This is a genomic window from Prevotella communis, from assembly GCF_022024115.1.
Taxonomy (GTDB): Bacteria; Bacteroidota; Bacteroidia; order Bacteroidales; family Bacteroidaceae; genus Prevotella; species Prevotella communis.
Genome location: NZ_CP091792.1, coordinates 515,378 through 531,069 on the forward strand (window position 1 = coordinate 515,378; position 15,692 = coordinate 531,069).

At 50.1% G+C, this 15,692-nt stretch carries 13 protein-coding genes and 1 pseudogene; 3 read left to right on the top strand and 11 right to left on the bottom strand.

Features of this window, described 5'->3' with window-relative positions; all coding sequences use genetic code 11:
* Nucleotide 1 precedes the first annotated feature (1 nt).
* Both L6468_RS02100 and L6468_RS02105 read right to left on the bottom strand, forming a co-directional pair.
* Nucleotides 2-1,396, bottom strand: a complete 1,395-nt coding sequence (locus L6468_RS02100) for an aminopeptidase P family protein (protein ID WP_091850920.1) — start codon at nt 1,394-1,396, stop codon at nt 2-4.
* Complete coding sequence (locus L6468_RS02105; RefSeq protein WP_237794689.1) at nt 1,383-2,228, bottom strand: hypothetical protein; 846 nt, start codon at nt 2,226-2,228, stop codon at nt 1,383-1,385. The genes L6468_RS02100 and L6468_RS02105 overlap by 14 nt, the downstream gene beginning before the upstream one ends.
* A 183-nt stretch (nt 2,229-2,411) precedes the next feature.
* On the opposite strand from L6468_RS02105, the gene L6468_RS02110 reads away from it, so the two are divergent.
* On the top strand, nt 2,412-3,398 hold the full coding sequence (locus tag L6468_RS02110) for a malate dehydrogenase (protein WP_091814585.1): 987 nt from the start codon (nt 2,412-2,414) through the stop codon (nt 3,396-3,398).
* Nucleotides 3,399-3,519: 121 nt separating this feature from the next.
* Here the strand turns inward: L6468_RS02110 and L6468_RS02115 are convergent, their stop codons facing one another.
* From L6468_RS02115 to L6468_RS02125, 3 genes are read right to left on the bottom strand one after another with little or no spacing between them, the layout of a single operon-like run.
* Nucleotides 3,520-4,566 carry an NAD(P)/FAD-dependent oxidoreductase gene (locus L6468_RS02115; RefSeq protein ID WP_091814582.1) on the bottom strand — a complete coding sequence of 349 codons (1,047 nt, stop codon included), beginning with the start codon at nt 4,564-4,566 and terminating at the stop codon, nt 3,520-3,522.
* Nucleotides 4,567-4,584: 18 nt separating this feature from the next.
* Nucleotides 4,585-5,919, bottom strand: coding sequence for a DNA recombination protein RmuC (locus L6468_RS02120; protein WP_091850914.1), 1,335 nt, complete (start codon nt 5,917-5,919; stop codon nt 4,585-4,587).
* A 12-nt stretch (nt 5,920-5,931) separates the two neighbouring features.
* Nucleotides 5,932-6,552 carry a flavodoxin family protein gene (locus L6468_RS02125; RefSeq protein ID WP_237794691.1) on the bottom strand — a complete coding sequence of 207 codons (621 nt, stop codon included), beginning with the start codon at nt 6,550-6,552 and terminating at the stop codon, nt 5,932-5,934.
* A 133-nt stretch (nt 6,553-6,685) separates the two neighbouring features.
* On the opposite strand from L6468_RS02125, the pseudogene L6468_RS14660 reads away from it, so the two are divergent.
* Together L6468_RS14660 and L6468_RS02135 are read left to right on the top strand one after the other, a co-directional pair.
* Nucleotides 6,686-7,504 (top strand): annotated as a pseudogene (locus L6468_RS14660) (putative polyvalent protein kinase domain-containing protein).
* Between the two features lie 536 nt (nt 7,505-8,040).
* A complete protein-coding gene (locus L6468_RS02135) occupies nt 8,041-8,616 on the top strand; it encodes a hypothetical protein (RefSeq protein WP_237794693.1) in 576 nt (191 codons plus the stop codon).
* A gap of 166 nt (nt 8,617-8,782) precedes the next feature.
* On the opposite strand, the gene L6468_RS02140 is transcribed toward L6468_RS02135, so the two are convergent.
* From L6468_RS02140 to L6468_RS02165, 6 genes are all read right to left on the bottom strand, one after another.
* On the bottom strand, nt 8,783-9,097 hold the full coding sequence (locus L6468_RS02140; RefSeq protein WP_237794695.1) for a nucleotidyltransferase domain-containing protein: 315 nt from the start codon (nt 9,095-9,097) through the stop codon (nt 8,783-8,785).
* A 477-nt stretch (nt 9,098-9,574) separates the two neighbouring features.
* Nucleotides 9,575-10,357 carry a ZIP family metal transporter gene (locus L6468_RS02145; RefSeq protein ID WP_091850905.1) on the bottom strand — a complete coding sequence of 261 codons (783 nt, stop codon included), beginning with the start codon at nt 10,355-10,357 and terminating at the stop codon, nt 9,575-9,577.
* Between the two features lie 86 nt (nt 10,358-10,443).
* A complete protein-coding gene (locus tag L6468_RS02150; RefSeq protein ID WP_091814558.1) occupies nt 10,444-11,190 on the bottom strand; it encodes an MBL fold metallo-hydrolase in 747 nt (248 codons plus the stop codon).
* A 143-nt stretch (nt 11,191-11,333) separates the two neighbouring features.
* Nucleotides 11,334-12,881 (bottom strand): YifB family Mg chelatase-like AAA ATPase, encoded by a 1,548-nt coding sequence (locus L6468_RS02155; RefSeq protein WP_091814555.1) that lies wholly within the window; start codon nt 12,879-12,881, stop codon nt 11,334-11,336.
* Between the two features lie 13 nt (nt 12,882-12,894).
* Nucleotides 12,895-13,941 carry a TlpA disulfide reductase family protein gene (locus tag L6468_RS02160; RefSeq protein ID WP_237794697.1) on the bottom strand — a complete coding sequence of 349 codons (1,047 nt, stop codon included), beginning with the start codon at nt 13,939-13,941 and terminating at the stop codon, nt 12,895-12,897.
* A gap of 2 nt (nt 13,942-13,943) precedes the next feature.
* Nucleotides 13,944-15,632 (bottom strand): tetratricopeptide repeat protein, encoded by a 1,689-nt coding sequence (locus L6468_RS02165; protein WP_091850897.1) that lies wholly within the window; start codon nt 15,630-15,632, stop codon nt 13,944-13,946.
* Between the last annotated feature and the right edge of the window lie 60 nt (nt 15,633-15,692).

Consider the following 15,692-nt stretch of genomic DNA (forward strand, 5'->3'; position numbering starts at 1 on the left):
ATCAGTTGTTTTTTGCTTTGTATACTTCTTCAATCGTCATCGGCTTCTTGATGGTTCCCAACAGGCGGGCACCCTTTTCGGTCATGGCATAGTTCAATTCGTTGCGCAGACCGGTGAAGTTGCGCCAGGGCTTCAGCTTGTCGTAGCAGATGAAGTCGCGGAACTGACCTTCAGCCTCCCATCTGTCCATCAGTTCGGGAATAAAATAGATGCCTGGTTCAACGGTGAATACAAATCCCTTTTCCAGTGGACGGGCCAGTCGTAACGACTTGAAACCAAACTGCTTGCTCTTTACCTGTCCCTCGGCATAACCAACATATTGCTCTCCCAGATTCTCCATGTTGTGGACGTCCAGTCCTACCATGTGACCCAGTCCGCATGGGAAGAACAGGGCATAAGCGCCACATTCGGCTGCTTCTGCAGGGTCGCCCTTCATCAGTCCCAGTTCCTTCATGCCTCGTGCTATCTCCGTGGCAGCAGCGATATGAGCCTCACGGAAAGGCACGCCCAGTTCCAGCTTGTCTACTGCGGCATAGAAACTGCGCAGGTGGATGTTGTAAACCTCAGCCTGACGGTCCGTGAATTTCTCGCCCACAGGCATGGATGATGACAGGTCGCCGGCATAATGACTCTTTGTCTCTGCACCGGCATCAAGCAGGAATATGTCGCCCTCGTTCAACTGGTGTATGAAACCATGATTATGCAGTACCTGTCCCTGTACTGTTGCTATGGTGGGGAAGGCCAGTGCATTTCCATGACGACAGGCTACCTCTTCTACAGCTGCAGCCACCTCGCTCTCGTGGATGCCCGGGCGCACGGTACGATAGGCGGCAAGGTGCATCTCTGTGCTCAGGTCAACCGATTCCTCAATCAGCTGAATCTCCTCGTCATCTTTATAGTTGCGCTGACTGACAATGGCTTTAATGAAGGGCACGCTGGCTTTGTCGGCTTGTGCCGCTGCCTCTATGCCGAGCAGTTCCCACAGCCATACTTTGTGATCACCGCGATAAGGAGGCAGGAAATGAATGGGCTGACTCTTGGCATGCGCCTTGTCGATATAGTTCTTGAGTTCCTTCATGGGCAATACCTCGCTGATGCCAGCCGGTTCACATTTATCACGAAGTGATGGCTGGATGCCCGTCCAGACAATATCGTCGATGGTCAACTCGTTGCCAAACACAATCTCCTTGTCGGCATCGATATCAATGACAGCTGCCAGCGCAGGGTAGTCGAGACCGAAGAAATAGAGGAATGTAGAATCCTGACGGAAACGATAGGTGTTGTCGGCATAGTTCATGCCTACCTCGTCATTACCAAGAAACAAAAGCAGTCCGCTTCCTACGTCCTTCTTCAGACGGGCGCGACGCTTGATATAGGTGTCCTTATTGATTGCCATATTCGTTTACTTTCTTGTGTTTGCTAATCTGCATGTTGGTTTGTGGGAAATATTCGGCCAACAGGTTATACAGGTCAGGGTCAAAGACCTGTAGTTCCTCGCGTGTGTTACACCAGTTGTGCTTGCCGTCGGTATGGGGCATCTCTGCATTCACGTTGAACCAGTCCTGCACGGCCTCGGCAAAATATTCCTCTTTATCTGTCTCGCGATAGGTGCCAGCCAGGATACCCTTGGCTTTTGCCTGTTCATAACAATGCTTCAACCGACTATCGAAATCGGGCACGGCCAGCATCAGGCCAATGAGATGGATGCTATGGGCAAACTCATGAATCAGGATGTCTTCCGCATGATATTTGTCTATCTGGTAGGCCAGGATGTTTTCCTCTGCACACGAAGTGAGTGGCAACTCCAGGTCACCTCCCAGTCCACGGGCACGCAAGTCCCAGTTCAGCGCCGTATCGTTTACCAGATAATGATGCTCAGGGATGTCGGTGGTGCCTTCATAGCGTGCCATGATGGCCACACGGGTACCACGGGCCACCATCGAGTCGAGTACCGCTTCAGGCAACATCGACGTCATGGCGTACAGCGTTCTGTGGGCAGCCACAAAGGCGGAATCAGGCACGCGCCAGGATGAGATGAGCGCCAGTCCGTTGACATCCACATATTTCTTGTAGAAGGGATCCAGACCCAGTGAATCGGGTGGGGTGGTGACCACACATTCAGGTATGTTGAGCACCTCTTCTTCTACAGCCTTTTCTGATGCGTTCTGGTTGTTCTTGCAGGCAGAAAAAAGCAGCGTTACAGTCAGGAAAAAATAGATTCGTTTCATTTTAGTTGTAGAATTTGCAATTTCCAGTTGGCAAAGATACTAAATAAATTATAATTGACGATTAAGAAGTGAAAAAAAATCTCTTTTGAAAACAAAAAAACTCAAACCTCCAAGCTTATATCTCAAATCTTTTGCGTAACTTTGCGGCACAAAATAAAATCTTAAACAAAATACTTATATAATATGGCTTTTTTAACTGACGAGAAATTGGTTATTGTTGGTGCCGGTGGTATGATCGGTTCTAACATGGTACAGAGTGTGCTGATGTTGGGTCTTACTCCTAACATCTGCTTGTATGATATCTATGAGCCCGGTGTTCATGGTGTTTACGACGAGATGTGTCACTGCGCATTCCCTGGCGCAAACATCTCTTACACTGTTGATCCCAAGGAGGCTTTCACAGGTGCTAAGTACATCATCTCTTCAGGTGGTGCTCCCCGTAAGGAGGGTATGACCCGTGAGGACCTGCTGAAGGGCAACTGTCAGATTGCAGCCGACTTCGGTGAGAACATCAAGAAGTACTGCCCCGACGTGAAGCACGTGGTGGTTATCTTCAACCCCGCTGACGTTACCGCTCTGACCGCTTTGATTCACTCAGGTTTGAAGCCCAACCAGCTGACCTCTCTGGCAGCTCTCGACTCTACCCGTCTGCAGCAGCAGCTGGCTCAGGAGTTCGGCGTTCGTCAGGACAAGGTTACCAACGCCTTTACATACGGTGGTCACGGTGAGCAGATGGCTGTATTCGCCAGCAAGGCTCTCATCGATGGCAAGCCCCTCTCTGAGCTTCCTCTCTCTGCCGAGCGTTGGGCTGAGATCAAGCACATGACTACACAGGGTGGTAGCAACATCATCAAGCTCCGTGGTCGCAGTTCATTCCAGAGCCCCGCTTATCAGGCTGTAAAGATGATCGAGGGTGCTATGGGCGGTGAGCCCTTCAAGTGGCCTGCAGGTTGCTATGTTAACGCTTACGGCTTCAAGAACGTGATGATGGCTATGCCTACCGTTATCGACAAGGACGGTGTTCACTTCACAGAGCCCGAGGGTACTGCAGAGGAGATGGCTGCACTTCAGGCTTCTTACGAGCACCTGCAGAAGATGCGCGACGAGATTATCTCTCTCGGCATTATCCCCGCTGTTGAGGATTGGAGCAAGGACAATACAAACCTCTAATTGAGGGTAAAAGTAATAACGAAAAGTGAAAAATTTGCTACCGCATTAAGATTGATGCGGTAGCATTTTTTTATTTATATTGCGGTAGCAAATTTTTCACTTTTCACTATTCCTTTTTCCCTTATCTCGCTGCTTTGTTGAAAGCCCAGGTGATGAGTCCTGGTGTCGTCTTGCAGAAGAATTTCAGGATGGCGAGACCTATCTCGCTGTAGAAGAAGCGTGAGGCATATTCCTCCCATTTCTTGTTTTCAAATACCTGCTTGTTGACAAGGGGGAAGGGTGCGCCCGTACTGATAGCCATAGCCGCATGACTGGCAGTGAGGAAAGCATAATAGAGCCCCTCGAAGGTCAGTCGGTTGGGAAATCCGCCAGCATCACCAATCAGGATGATGTTCTTGCGCAGAGGATATTCTGTGCTTTGGGGAATATAAGCTCCAAGTGGCTTCTCGTCAGGACAGCCCATATCTCTCAGCACCTTGCGAAACATTTGGGGCGTGGTCATATAGTCGCCGAAGCCCTGCACGTCGTAGCTTTCGTTGGGGAAACTGTAGTAGTAGCCCTGACGGTAGAAACGCGAGAGATTGCCCACGATGGCATTCTCGCGTCCCGTTGGTAGCGAGCGTCCTTCGGCCGAGCGATCTGCTGATTTCGGACCATACTGTTCCATGCAGAGGATGCCATGACTGGCGTGCGGATTCAGGTATTTGCGCACACGACTATTGGCACCATCGGCACCTACAAGATATTCACAGGCTATCTGCCGTCCGCTCTTCAGCGTGACGATAACCTGCGGTCCACTTTCCTCAATACCTATCAGCGCGTCATTGACAAAGGTGCCGCCAGCCTGCTGGTAGCGCTCCAGGAGCTGTGCGTCAAATGTCCTGCGCTTCACGATACGTATCTCTTCGTCCATCATGAAGTCGAGCACCTGTTCGCCCTCAATGCATAGCTTCAGGCGGTGCACGCTGTTATAGTCGTACCTGAAGTCGGGCATCAGTCTCGACAGCAGTTTATACGAGCGTGGTGTCAGTCCGCCACCGCAGATTTTATCCCTTGGAAAGGTGGCTCTGTCAATGAGTATACAGTCTATGTTTCTTTGTTTGAGCAACAGGCCGCAGGTAGTTCCTGCCGGTCCTGCTCCTACAATCAGTACTTTTGTCTGTTCCATATTTCTGGTTCTGGTTAATTATTCTCCTTCGATGAACATGCTCTGGTCCATCTCTGTGAGCGATTTCTTTTTCTTGCTTTCCTTTGCGCCCGCTTTCAGCAGGTTGCGTGCAGCGGTGATAATGCTGGGACCGCTGTCGGCTGTGGTAATCTTCAGTTTCGACATCTTCTTGATGGTGTCGTTCATGCTCGACTCCACATCTATGAAGCGCTGACCGAAGTCCTGCACACGTTCTATCACCGTATTGGCGGCATCCATCATGGCCTGCTGGTTGCTCAACTGGCGCACCTGTGTCCACATCATCTCCAGCACACGCAGGTTCATGTACATGGTCTGCGGACCCAGTATCATCACACCTTCATCGTAGGCCTCGCGCCATAGTGTGGCATCGTTGAGCAATGCCAGGTTCAAGGCCCCCTCGATGGGCACGTACATGATGGCGAAGTTCAGGCGGTTATAGCCCTCGGGCAGGTACTTGGTGTATTCTTTCTTGGCCAGGCGCTTCACCTGAGCCCTGACGCTGTCGATATGGGCTTTCAGGAAGAGACTCTTCTCGGGCGTGCCGTCTTCCGCGTTCATGTAGCGCTCGTAGTCGGTGAGCGACATCTTGGAGTCTACCACCACATGGCGGTTGTTGGGGAAATGCAGGATGAAGTCGGGGATGAGTCCCTTGCCGTCGTCACCTTTCAGACCCTTGCCGCCCTTGTCGCGTAGCGTCTCCTGTGTGTCGTATTGTTCGCCTTCGTGGAGTTCCAGGTCTTCCAACAGTTGCTTGAGCTTCAACTCACCGAAGTTACCCTGCACCTTCACCTCGCCCGTCAGCGCACGTGTCAGTCGGTCGGCCGTCTCGCCGATAGCCTGACTCTTCTGCATATTAATCTTGATGGTCTCGTCCAGTCGGGTCAACGCCTCCGTCTGTTGCTCCTTGGTCTTGTCGAGTGCCTCCTGCATATCCTTCAGACTCTTCTGCAGTGGGTCAATAATCTTTGATACCTGCTCTTTGTTCTGTACACCCAACTCCTCCTGACGTTGCTTCAGGATTTTCTCGGAGGTGGTCTGCATCTGTTCGCGAATCAGGTCCAGCTGACTCTTCACCTGTTCCTCGTTCATCTGCTTCAGGGCAGCTATCTGTCCCTCGTGTGCCTCTTTGGTCTGGCGCAGCTGTTTCTCGAACGATGTCTTCAGGTCTTCTATGCGTTGTTCGTAGGCATTCTTCACCTCTGTCAGGGTTTCTGCGTGACGTTTCTCCTCTACATCCAGTTGTTTTTCGTAGGTTTTCTTCTGTACAACGCAGTAGGCACCGGCAGCAATGACGACGGCAACGATGACGATAATGGCAAGAATAATCTCCATATGATGGTGTCTTTATCTGATAAAATTGGTCCTCAGGGGGGCTTCCAGTGAGGGATGTCCTTCTTGGATGACGTTTAGCTTCTGTATCATCCATGCCATGTTACGTCCCAGGGTACGCATGGTCTGCATGCCTTCTTCATCTTGAGCTGCCTGTCCTGGTGTCTGGCCATACACCATGTTCCAGTATTGCGAACTGACAATGGGCATGTTACATATGGTGAAGTATTTGTTAAGACGGTCAAAAGCGGCTGAGGCTCCACCACGGCGGCATACCACCACGCTGGCGGCAGGCTTGAAACACAGTTCATTGCTCATAGAGTAGAATACACGATCGAGCAGAGCACACAGCGAACCGTTGGGGCCACCATAATAGACGGGAGAACCAATAACGAGTCCGTCAATACCATCCTTTATGGCACGCCATACTTTAAAATACAAATCATCGTGGAACGTGCATTTATTGCCATTTCTGCCACACATGCCGCAGGCTATGCAACCCTGCACAGCATGTTTTCCAATACTGATAATCTCTGTGTCAACGCCTTCTTCATTTAGCGTTTTGGCTACCTCGCTCAATGCTGTAAACGTATTGCCGTTTTCTTTTGGGCTTCCATTAATCAATAGTACTTTCATCGTTCTCTCCTTTGTTTGTTTTTGTGACCGCAAAGTTAAGAAATAATTCTCAATTTAATGTAAAAATGATGAATAATTGAAAGAAAATGCTTATCTTTGCCGTCGAATTGCATGTCATCAATACAACATGAATATGAATAACGCAGACTTCTGGGCATCCGTTCGCGGCATCATCGCCGAGGGCTTCACACCCGACGGTCTGCATAAACTCGATACTTATGCAGAACAGTTTATCAGCGGAAGGCTTGTATATCAACGATTTTCACCGCGAGAACAGTATGGCTGCGCAGCGGGCGGTGAGGCAAATGTCATTGCATCCCTACTCGCGGGAGCAGAAGATTGTGCAGATTCAGATGCTGCACAGGCTCTCAGCGACTTCCAAAGAGAGTGCCAACGCGGAGCGAAGCAGGAGGCAGTTATAGAAAAATGGGCCAAGGCCGTTAGCTGCTGGATGGAGCGTGTTGACGACTCGCTTCAACGTTCCTTCGGCGAAGAGATTGCCGAGGGTGGCGAGGCCAGGGTTTACGACCATGGTGCCACGCTTATCAAGAGCATCGGCCTCGACTACTTCATCTAGCCCATCTTCGCCCTCGACCGTATCGCCCTGCACAATGCCTACTTCCCTGAGACTCGCCTTGTCGTACTCGGCTTCGGGCGCGACAGCCAAGGTGAGTTCAAGATTATCTGTGAGCAACCCTTCATCGGCGGTAGCCATGTGTCCGACGAGGAAATTGCCGACTACATGCAGCGTATGGGCTTCGAGCTGAAGAACCATCGCAACTGGACGTATGCTACGCCCGATATTTACCTCAGCGACATGCACGATGAGAATGTCATCCGCTCCGAGACGGGAGCCATCTGTGTAGTCGATTGCGACATTCGAATTAATACGCCTGAATTGCGACAGGGAGGAACGCGGAGGATTAATAACAAGGTGGTGTTTATTCCATAGCGTGCCGCATTGTTGACATAATAATATAAAGGTATAACGATATGAGCGGATAGACCGGCTTCGGCACTATCCGTTTTTTATCAAAGAGAGGACGACAGGGTCTCTCTTCCGCTTGTCCCCTGCTTGCTATCTAAGAACTTGCCTAAAGTCTTGTTTATTTCCTTTCGGACAAAAGTTCTTTACCCACATCCTCTGTTTCTGAAAGCTTAAAATTAAACAGATTCATCATATTTTATACGATTTTTACAACTTGATGTGCTAAAATCAAAGAAAAATGTGTATTTTGGCATCGCATTCTTTGGAATGTGACATCTTGATTGCTCAATCTCTCTACCGAATTGGAACCTCGAACGAGAAAAAGCGAGCGAAACTAACGTGCATTGGAGCTGCGCCCATAGAGCGTAGGCTTCACCATAGTACGTTAGAGGCAGTTCCAAGCCTGGTAGGGAGTATGGCGGGTCTGCGCTCTTTTTGTGAAAAGAAGTTAGTGCTGGCTGTAGTTGAAAACAATAGTATTAACCCTAATATTGAACGAGATGAAAAAGAATCTGTTATCTTTGGTTGTGCTTTTCGCATCACAGATGGTGTGTGCACAGAACATGTCGGAAGGCTGCTATCGTGGATTTGTTGATGGTGGCTATACGATTGGTATTGGCGACTATGATTTTGGTCGTTTTGAAATCAATACGTCTCATGGTTATCAAATCAATCCTTTCTTCTTCATCGGTGGCGGTCTCGGTTTGCACTTTATGCCCGAATACAAGACGAAGGGCATGAATATTGCACTAGACCAGCGTGAAAGCAAGGTTGATATCCCTGTTTTTGCTAATATGAGAGCCAATATCTCTAAAGGAAAGATTTCTCCCTTCATTGACGGTAAGGCTGGTACATATGTCACGAATAATGGCAGTCTGTACCTTAATCTATCTGCGGGTTGCCGTTTCGCTTTGAATGAGAAACAGGCAATCGACGTTTCTGTGGGCTATACGACGGAGAAATTGGAGTTCGAGACATTTAAGAGCTTCACAAGTTCCAAGAGCATGGACTATACACGCTCACAAAGAAAGTTGAACACTGAGGGTGTCGCCATTAAAGTGGGATTTGAATTCTGAAAAAAAAGATTTCTGAAGGCCACCGCAGAATTTCAGTATCGTCCTCTAATAAATTAATGGTACAGGTTTTTGATTCCCTTAATAAATCAAAAACCTGTACCCTTGATTTTCCCAAAATATTAATTGACAAGATCGACGCGTTGTTCCTAGGTCAGTACATCTTCCTTCATAATACGATTTCTTCTCTTTTTACATTCTGATAGAAAGGAGTAATCAAAGTAGGATTTTCCCATTGTTTACGGGGCATAACGATAGAACTAATTACCACTCCAGATTGAAGCTCGATTTCGTAGAGTTTACTTACAATTGCATGTTCTCTTTCTGGAAGTACCTTATCGTCTGGAAGCAAAATAAGTAAATCAATATCGCTGTCAGCACGGGCATCTCCGCGAGCCTCCGAACCATATAGGATGGTTTGAGCCTCGGGAAGGAATTTCTGAGTCTGTTCCTTGATACGATTTACTATCTCTTGCCTTTTCATGCCGCAAAAATAAGAATTATTTTTCAACATTCAAAATTATGGAAAGAAAAAGTTTGAAGGGTATGAAATTATAAAAAAGATTTTCATGCTCATTTCAAGAAAGTAAATCATCTTTGCTGTATGCTTGTTAGATAGAGAACACGGGGGCGTGAGAAAGTGCAAAAGTCAATACTTTTTACTTAACAGATGCCGCAGAATTATTTAGCTGGAACAATATTTTTTGTCAGCTGATTGATGTCGTGAATTGACTCGAGTGAATTCATGAAATGACTCGAGTGAATTCGTGAAATCACTCGAGTGAGATTTTAGAGGCTGTTTTTGGGCAAAAAAGTCCCATTCACGCCAAAAAGCGATAAAAATGATTTGTTAAGAAAAATTGCTACTACAGCGACTTAGGCACCCCAACTCATTGAGTTAGGGGTAGCATCTCGATGAGTTAGTGGTCGTAACTCGTCGTTTGTGCCTTCCATTAACCCTCTATCCCATCACGACATCGAGTACCATCATCAGAACGAAACCGATGGCGAAGCCGATGGTGCTAAGATTTGAGTGCTGCCCCTCAGAAGCTTCAGGGATGAGTTCTTCTACCACGACGTAGAACATGGCGCCGGCGGCAAAGGCGAGCATATAGGGCATCATGGGCATGAGCATGGAGGCCAATAGCAATACTGCGACAGCTCCGACGGGCTCTACGGCGCCACTCAAGGAGCCTATCAGGAATGATTTCCATCGGCTATTTCCTGCTGCTCGCATCGGCATGGAGATAATAGCTCCCTCGGGCACGTTCTGGATAGCAATACCTAGCGATACGGCGACGGCGCTGGCAAGGGAAATATTCGTTGTACCACTGTCGGCTCCTGCAAACACTATGCCCACGGCCATGCCTTCAGGCAAGTTATGGATAGTGACGGCAAGGGCCAGCATGGCTGTCTTCGACAGGTGCGAGCGCATACCCTCGGGCTTGTCTGTGCCGATATGCAGGTGGGGCGTCAGTTCATCGATGAGCAACAGGAAGCCCATGCCCAACAGAAATCCAATGGCGGCAGGCATCACACTCCATTTCCCGCTGTCAGCTTCCATTTCCATCGCAGGAATGAGCAGCGACCATACGGATGCTGCTACCATGACGCCCGATGCGAAGCCCAGCAATGACTTCTGCAGTTGCACGGACATCTCGTTCTTCATAAAGAACACAAAGGCGGAGCCGAGCATGGTGCCCAGCAGCGGAATCAGCAGTCCTATGATTAGTGTTGTTGTCATCGGGTGCAAAGATAGTTCTTTTATTTGAATTACACAATACTAAAATCATATGAATTGCAAAAGGAGGACCGAAGCCCTCCTTTCATCTATAGTTTCATCACACGCTTCATCTCCAGGTTCTCGTAGCCCTCGGGGCAGTGGGTGGAGAGATAGACGGTGGGATTCTGCTGGATGAACTCACGCACACGGTCGAGCGTCTGGCGTGCAGCTTCGATATCCTCGAATACGATACTGAGCTTGTTGGCCTTCAGGGCGGCATCGCAATAGGTCACGTCGCCGTGGAACATATAATAGAGTCCGTCGTCCTCGGCAATGATGATACTGTTGCCCTTGGTGTGACCCTTAGCCTCGATAAACCAGATGCCATCAGCCACCTTTTCTGCACGTGGGAAGTTCTTATACGACTCCTTGTACTCGGCACGGATGATGTTGCCACCCTCTGGGAGCTTCATGGCATCGGCATCCTCTGGCGAGATATACACCTTGGCATTGGGGAAATACTGAATGGCTGCTGAGTGGTCAGGATGCTTATGCGTGATGAGAATCTTCGTCACCTGCTCAGGCTTGTAGCCCAGTTCAGCAAAGGACTCCGTATAATCCTTCACCTTTTCGCCCATGTAGAGTGGGGCGCCCAGTTTCTTCTCTGGCGCTTTGAACTCGTTCTGAAAACCCGTGTCAACCAGAATCACCTCGTTGCCCGTATCAATCAAAAAGTTCTGTAAACTGCTGCGGTAGATAATCTGTTCGTCAGTACCTTCCTTGCCTTCACCACCGAAGGCAAACTGCTGGTTCATGAAACCGCCGTCGAACATGCGGATAGCTTTAATTTCCATAATCGTTTTCGTTTTGGTTAGTAATTGTTATAGATTACGCCGCAAAGATACAACATCTTTTTCATATAACCAAGGGTCATACGAAACAAAAATAGACGGAAAAGGAAAAAGTTTCTTCTGCGGCCGCTCGTTCAGCAGTTCGGTCAGATGCCTCGCTCTGCCCAGTCGCCTCTATCCAGATTACGATAGCCGATGGCTTCAGCGATATGGATGGATTGTATCTGCTCAGAGCCGGCGAGGTCGGCAATGGTGCGGGCCACCTTGAGGATGCGGCTGTAGGCACGGGCCGAGAGCTTCAGGCGCTCCATGGCCATGCGCAGCATATCGAGACTCTGGGCGTCTGGCTCAGCAAACTCGTGGAGCATCTTTTCGGTCATCTGCGCATTACAATGGATGCCTGCAAAGGACTTATAGCGCTCCTCTTGAATCTTACGGGCCGAGATAACACGTTCGCGGATAGTGGCGCTGGGTTCGCCCGGCTGCATCTTGGAGAGTTCGGCAAAGGGCACGGCCTGAATTTCACAATGGATATCGATGCGGTCGAGCAGGGGACCGCTGATCTTGTTCATGTAACGCTGAATCTGACCAGGGGTGCAGACGCAATGGTGCGTGGGGTCGCCATAATAGCCGCAAGGGCAGGGGTTCATGGAGGCCACAAACATAAACGAACAGGGGTACTGGATGTTGTACTTGGCACGCGAGATGGTGATGGTGCGGTCTTCCAATGGCTGGCGCAGCACCTCCAGTACGGAGCGATTGAACTCTGGTAACTCGTCGAGGAAAAGCACACCATTATGTGCCAGACTTATTTCGCCTGGCTGGGGATTATTACCGCCACCAACGAGAGCTATCTGGGAGACGGTGTGATGGGGTGAACGGAAAGGACGCTGGCTGATGAGGCTGGTGTCGCGGCTCAACTTGCCTGCGATGCTGTGTATCTGTGTGGTCTCCAGACTCTCGCTCAGGGATAGCGGGGGCAGGATACTGGGCAGACGTTTGGCCAACATAGACTTTCCTGAGCCTGGAGGACCAATCATGATGAGGTTGTGACCGCCAGCAGCAGCCACCTCAAGGGCACGCTTCACGCTCTCCTGACCGCGCACGTCGGCAAAGTCGAACTCATAATGCTCCTGTTGGGCAAAAAACTCCTTGCGTGTGTCGATAATAGTGGGGGAATACAGGTCTCCGCCGTTGAAGAACTGGATAACGTCGAGCAGGGAGTCCATGCCATAGACCTCCAACTGGTTGACAACGGCTGCCTCGCGCACGTTCTGGCGTGGCACGATGAGACCTTTGAACTTCTCTGCGCGCGCCTTGATGGCGATGGGCAGGGCGCCACGGATGGGGAGCAGACGGCCATCGAGGCCCAACTCGCCCACGAGCATGTATTCACCGAGTGTGTCGCTGGTAATCTTACTGTTGGCGGCCAGGATGCCAATGGCTAAAGGCAGGTCGTAACCGCTACCCTCCTTGCGGATATCGGCAGGCGCCATGTTGACGGTGATATCGGCAACGGGAAACTTATAGCCAATATTACCCATGGCAGCACGGATGCGGTCGATACTCTCGCGTACAGAAGTATCGGCCAGGCCGGACATGTGGAGCATGGTGCCGCGGGTGATGTTGACTTCAATGGTTACGGTAGTGGCCTCAAGGCCGTTGACTGCTGCACAAAATGTTTTTACCAGCATGATTATTTTAGTTTTACTTCTGGCGGAGCAACTTGTCCACCTTGTCTTTCAGGTCGGCTGCACTCAGGTGACGACCTACGATGTTTCCTGATTTGTCAATAACGATATTTTCTGGGATAAACGAGATGCCAAGGGTTGAGACGAGGGGAGAGTCCCACATCTTACCGTCGCATACATCCGGCCATTTGATGCTGTCGTTTTCCAGGGCCTTGCGTCCTTCGCAGGCATCGGCATCCATGCAGATACTGATGACGCCGATGCTGTCGTGGTGCTCGCTCTTCCATCTGTTGAGCTGATGAAGCATCTGCTGGGAGTCAAAACTCCATGATGCCCATACCATGATGACATTGGCTTTCTTGCGGAGCAGACTGTCAGAGACGGTCTTTCCGTTGGTGTCGGTAGCCCTGAACTTGGGCAGCTTGCCTGAACTCTTCAGATTGCTTGTGGCCTTCAGGCGCTTGTGCAACTGTATCAGGGGAATGCTGTTGGGCTTGGCTTTCAGCATGGTCTCGCTGAGTTTGGCAATGCGGGCATAGTCGGCATCGACAGCCATGATGAAATAGCGACGCAACAGATAGAGGCTGACGGGCGACGCTGGATGTTTCAGAATAAACTCTTCTGCCTTCTGCTTAACGGCTGGGGGCATCATCTCCTTGGTCTGCAGGCGGAAACCTGTGAGCAACTCATTTTCCTCTGTACCTGTTATCTCGGTTTCTTTCAGGTGAGAAACGTCACCTTCCATCTTGATATTGCCGCCTGGGGTGGCAATAATCGGCAGTTCAGAGAAGTTGGGGAAGATAAGGGTCAGAACAACCGTATCGGGCATGTCCTTGTCATAGGTGAAACGTCCATCACGCAGGGAGATGGTATCCTTCGTGCCATTATCGAAATCGCACAGATAGAACTCGCCCTGATTGATATTCTTGAACTTGCCCTCCAGATGGAAACGGGTGCCCGTCTCGCCGCAGGCACATAAAAGAAGAGGAAAGAGGAAAGCGTAAAGAACGGCTTTCCACTGTCCTCTTTCAGCTCTCCTCTTTCCTCTTGTTATCATCTTCATCTTTACTTGCTAACCTTGGTCAGTTCCAGATCCTTGGCGGCATAGTCGGCCAGTGAGGGATCTTTTGCAATGGCCTGCTTCAGGGCTGCAGCAGCATCGGCTGTCTTACCTGTGCGGGCATTCAGGATGGCGCGCAGATAGTCGGTTGTAGCGTCTGCATTCTTCACGTTCTTCAATGTAGAAGCAGCAGCCTGGTAGTTGTTGTTCAGAATCTGAGCCAATGCGGCAGAGTTAGACTGTACACGACCGAAGTCCTGCTCGGCCTGTGCATACTTGCCCTGAGCCAGGTGGAGGTTACCCAGTACCTCGTTCAGTCCGTTGGCATTAGAAGCCTTGGCAATATAGCTCTCTGCGCTCAGCATGTCGCCCTGCTGCAATGCCAGCAGTCCGAGGTTGGCATTGGTCTCAGCCTGGTTGCGGTCGATGGCGGCAGCCTTGTCGAGCCACTGCTTAGCCTCGCTGTAGTTGCCCTTGGTATAAGCCAGACGAGCCAGGTTGTTGTAAGCACGCGGGTCGTTCTTGTAGAGCTCAACAGCCTTCTTGTAGGCTGCCTCTGTGCTGGCCAGGTCGTCATCGTAGAGGGTTGCACCATAGAGAATCTCCTCGATGCTCAGCTGGGTGGCGTCGCTCTTCATCTGAGCCAGGATCTGCTCGTCGTCACGACCAATCAACAGGTAGTTGATGGTGAGGCGAGAACGGCGCAACTGAGGCAGGATGCCATCGGTGAGCTCGCGGAAAGCGGCAGAGATATTCTTGATCTGCTGCTCGCGCTCCTCAGGATCCTTATACATAGACAGCACACGCAGGATAACGTCCTTGTCTTGGATATCGCTGGCAGCAACGAGCTCCTGGAAACCTTCCCAGTCCTCTGCTGTATACTTGGTGTCAACGGGAGCGTCCATCTTGGCCTTCTTCATCTCCTTCTTCAGGTAGTCGTTGGTCACGTCCTGACGCTTGTTGGCCAACTTCTCATTCAATGCGTAGCCACCATCGGGTGAAGCATAGGCTGATACCTCGATGTTGTCGAGAGCCATACCTTCCTGATCGGCCACAATCTTGTTGATCAGACGAACGAACTCCTGAACAGAATTGTTCTGCAGCTCGCTCTTGCGCAACTGTGCCTGTCCGATGAGGAACTTGATGTTGGCCTGCTGCTTCTGCTCAGAGATGCGCTGGAAGGCATCCTCTGCCAAAGCGGGATTGGCTGAGGTCAGTGTGCGCTTGTAGAGCTCAGATGTGGCGATGATACCTGTAGCAACCTTTACCTCGGGCACCTTCACGGTCTTCTTGCCTACCTTGGCATCGAAGATGAGATACATATCGCTCTGCTGCATCTCTGGGGTGTAGGCAAAGTTGGTCTTCATGGTGTAGTTACCACCTACGAGGTAAGAGATAGTCTGGTCGTTGCCCAGCACTTTCTCGCCCTGGAAGGTAGCACCTTCGCCATTAACTGATTTGAGACCTTGAGGGGTCTGGAAGCGCAACTGTGGGGTTACGGTAACCACAGCCTTCTTCTTCATGTATTTCTCAGGGAACATACCATTGATGGTGGCAGAGACCTCGCCGGCCTGTGTCTCCAGGGGATTTGGTGTTACCTTGAAATTATCTGCTGAGAGAGCACCCAGTTTTCCTGAGCATGATGTCAGCAGTACAGCAGCTGCCGACAGCAAAAGCATTTGAGTAGTTTTCATTATACAATAAGTTTTCTTTTAGTTTTCTTTTTATCCATTGCAAAATTACATATTATAATT

What these genes read in the sequence shown, in the direction of transcription:
- L6468_RS02155 (WP_091814555.1), bottom strand. Translation starts at nt 12,881, where the DNA reads ATGCTGGTAAAAACATTTTGTGCAGCAGTCAACGGCCTTGAGGCCACT.
- L6468_RS02145 (WP_091850905.1), bottom strand. Translation starts at nt 10,357, where the DNA reads ATGACAACAACACTAATCATAGGACTGCTGATTCCGCTGCTGGGCACC.
- L6468_RS02120 (WP_091850914.1), bottom strand. Translation starts at nt 5,919, where the DNA reads ATGGAGATTATTCTTGCCATTATCGTCATCGTTGCCGTCGTCATTGCT.
- L6468_RS02135 (WP_237794693.1), top strand. Translation starts at nt 8,041, where the DNA reads ATGAAAAAGAATCTGTTATCTTTGGTTGTGCTTTTCGCATCACAGATG.
- L6468_RS02110 (WP_091814585.1), top strand. Translation starts at nt 2,412, where the DNA reads ATGGCTTTTTTAACTGACGAGAAATTGGTTATTGTTGGTGCCGGTGGT.
- L6468_RS02100 (WP_091850920.1), bottom strand. Translation starts at nt 1,396, where the DNA reads ATGGCAATCAATAAGGACACCTATATCAAGCGTCGCGCCCGTCTGAAG.
- L6468_RS02125 (WP_237794691.1), bottom strand. Translation starts at nt 6,552, where the DNA reads ATGAAAGTACTATTGATTAATGGAAGCCCAAAAGAAAACGGCAATACG.
- L6468_RS02140 (WP_237794695.1), bottom strand. Translation starts at nt 9,097, where the DNA reads ATGAAAAGGCAAGAGATAGTAAATCGTATCAAGGAACAGACTCAGAAA.
- L6468_RS02115 (WP_091814582.1), bottom strand. Translation starts at nt 4,566, where the DNA reads ATGGAACAGACAAAAGTACTGATTGTAGGAGCAGGACCGGCAGGAACT.
- L6468_RS02165 (WP_091850897.1), bottom strand. Translation starts at nt 15,632, where the DNA reads ATGAAAACTACTCAAATGCTTTTGCTGTCGGCAGCTGCTGTACTGCTG.
- L6468_RS02105 (WP_237794689.1), bottom strand. Translation starts at nt 2,228, where the DNA reads ATGAAACGAATCTATTTTTTCCTGACTGTAACGCTGCTTTTTTCTGCC.
- L6468_RS02150 (WP_091814558.1), bottom strand. Translation starts at nt 11,190, where the DNA reads ATGGAAATTAAAGCTATCCGCATGTTCGACGGCGGTTTCATGAACCAG.
- L6468_RS02160 (WP_237794697.1), bottom strand. Translation starts at nt 13,941, where the DNA reads ATGAAGATGATAACAAGAGGAAAGAGGAGAGCTGAAAGAGGACAGTGG.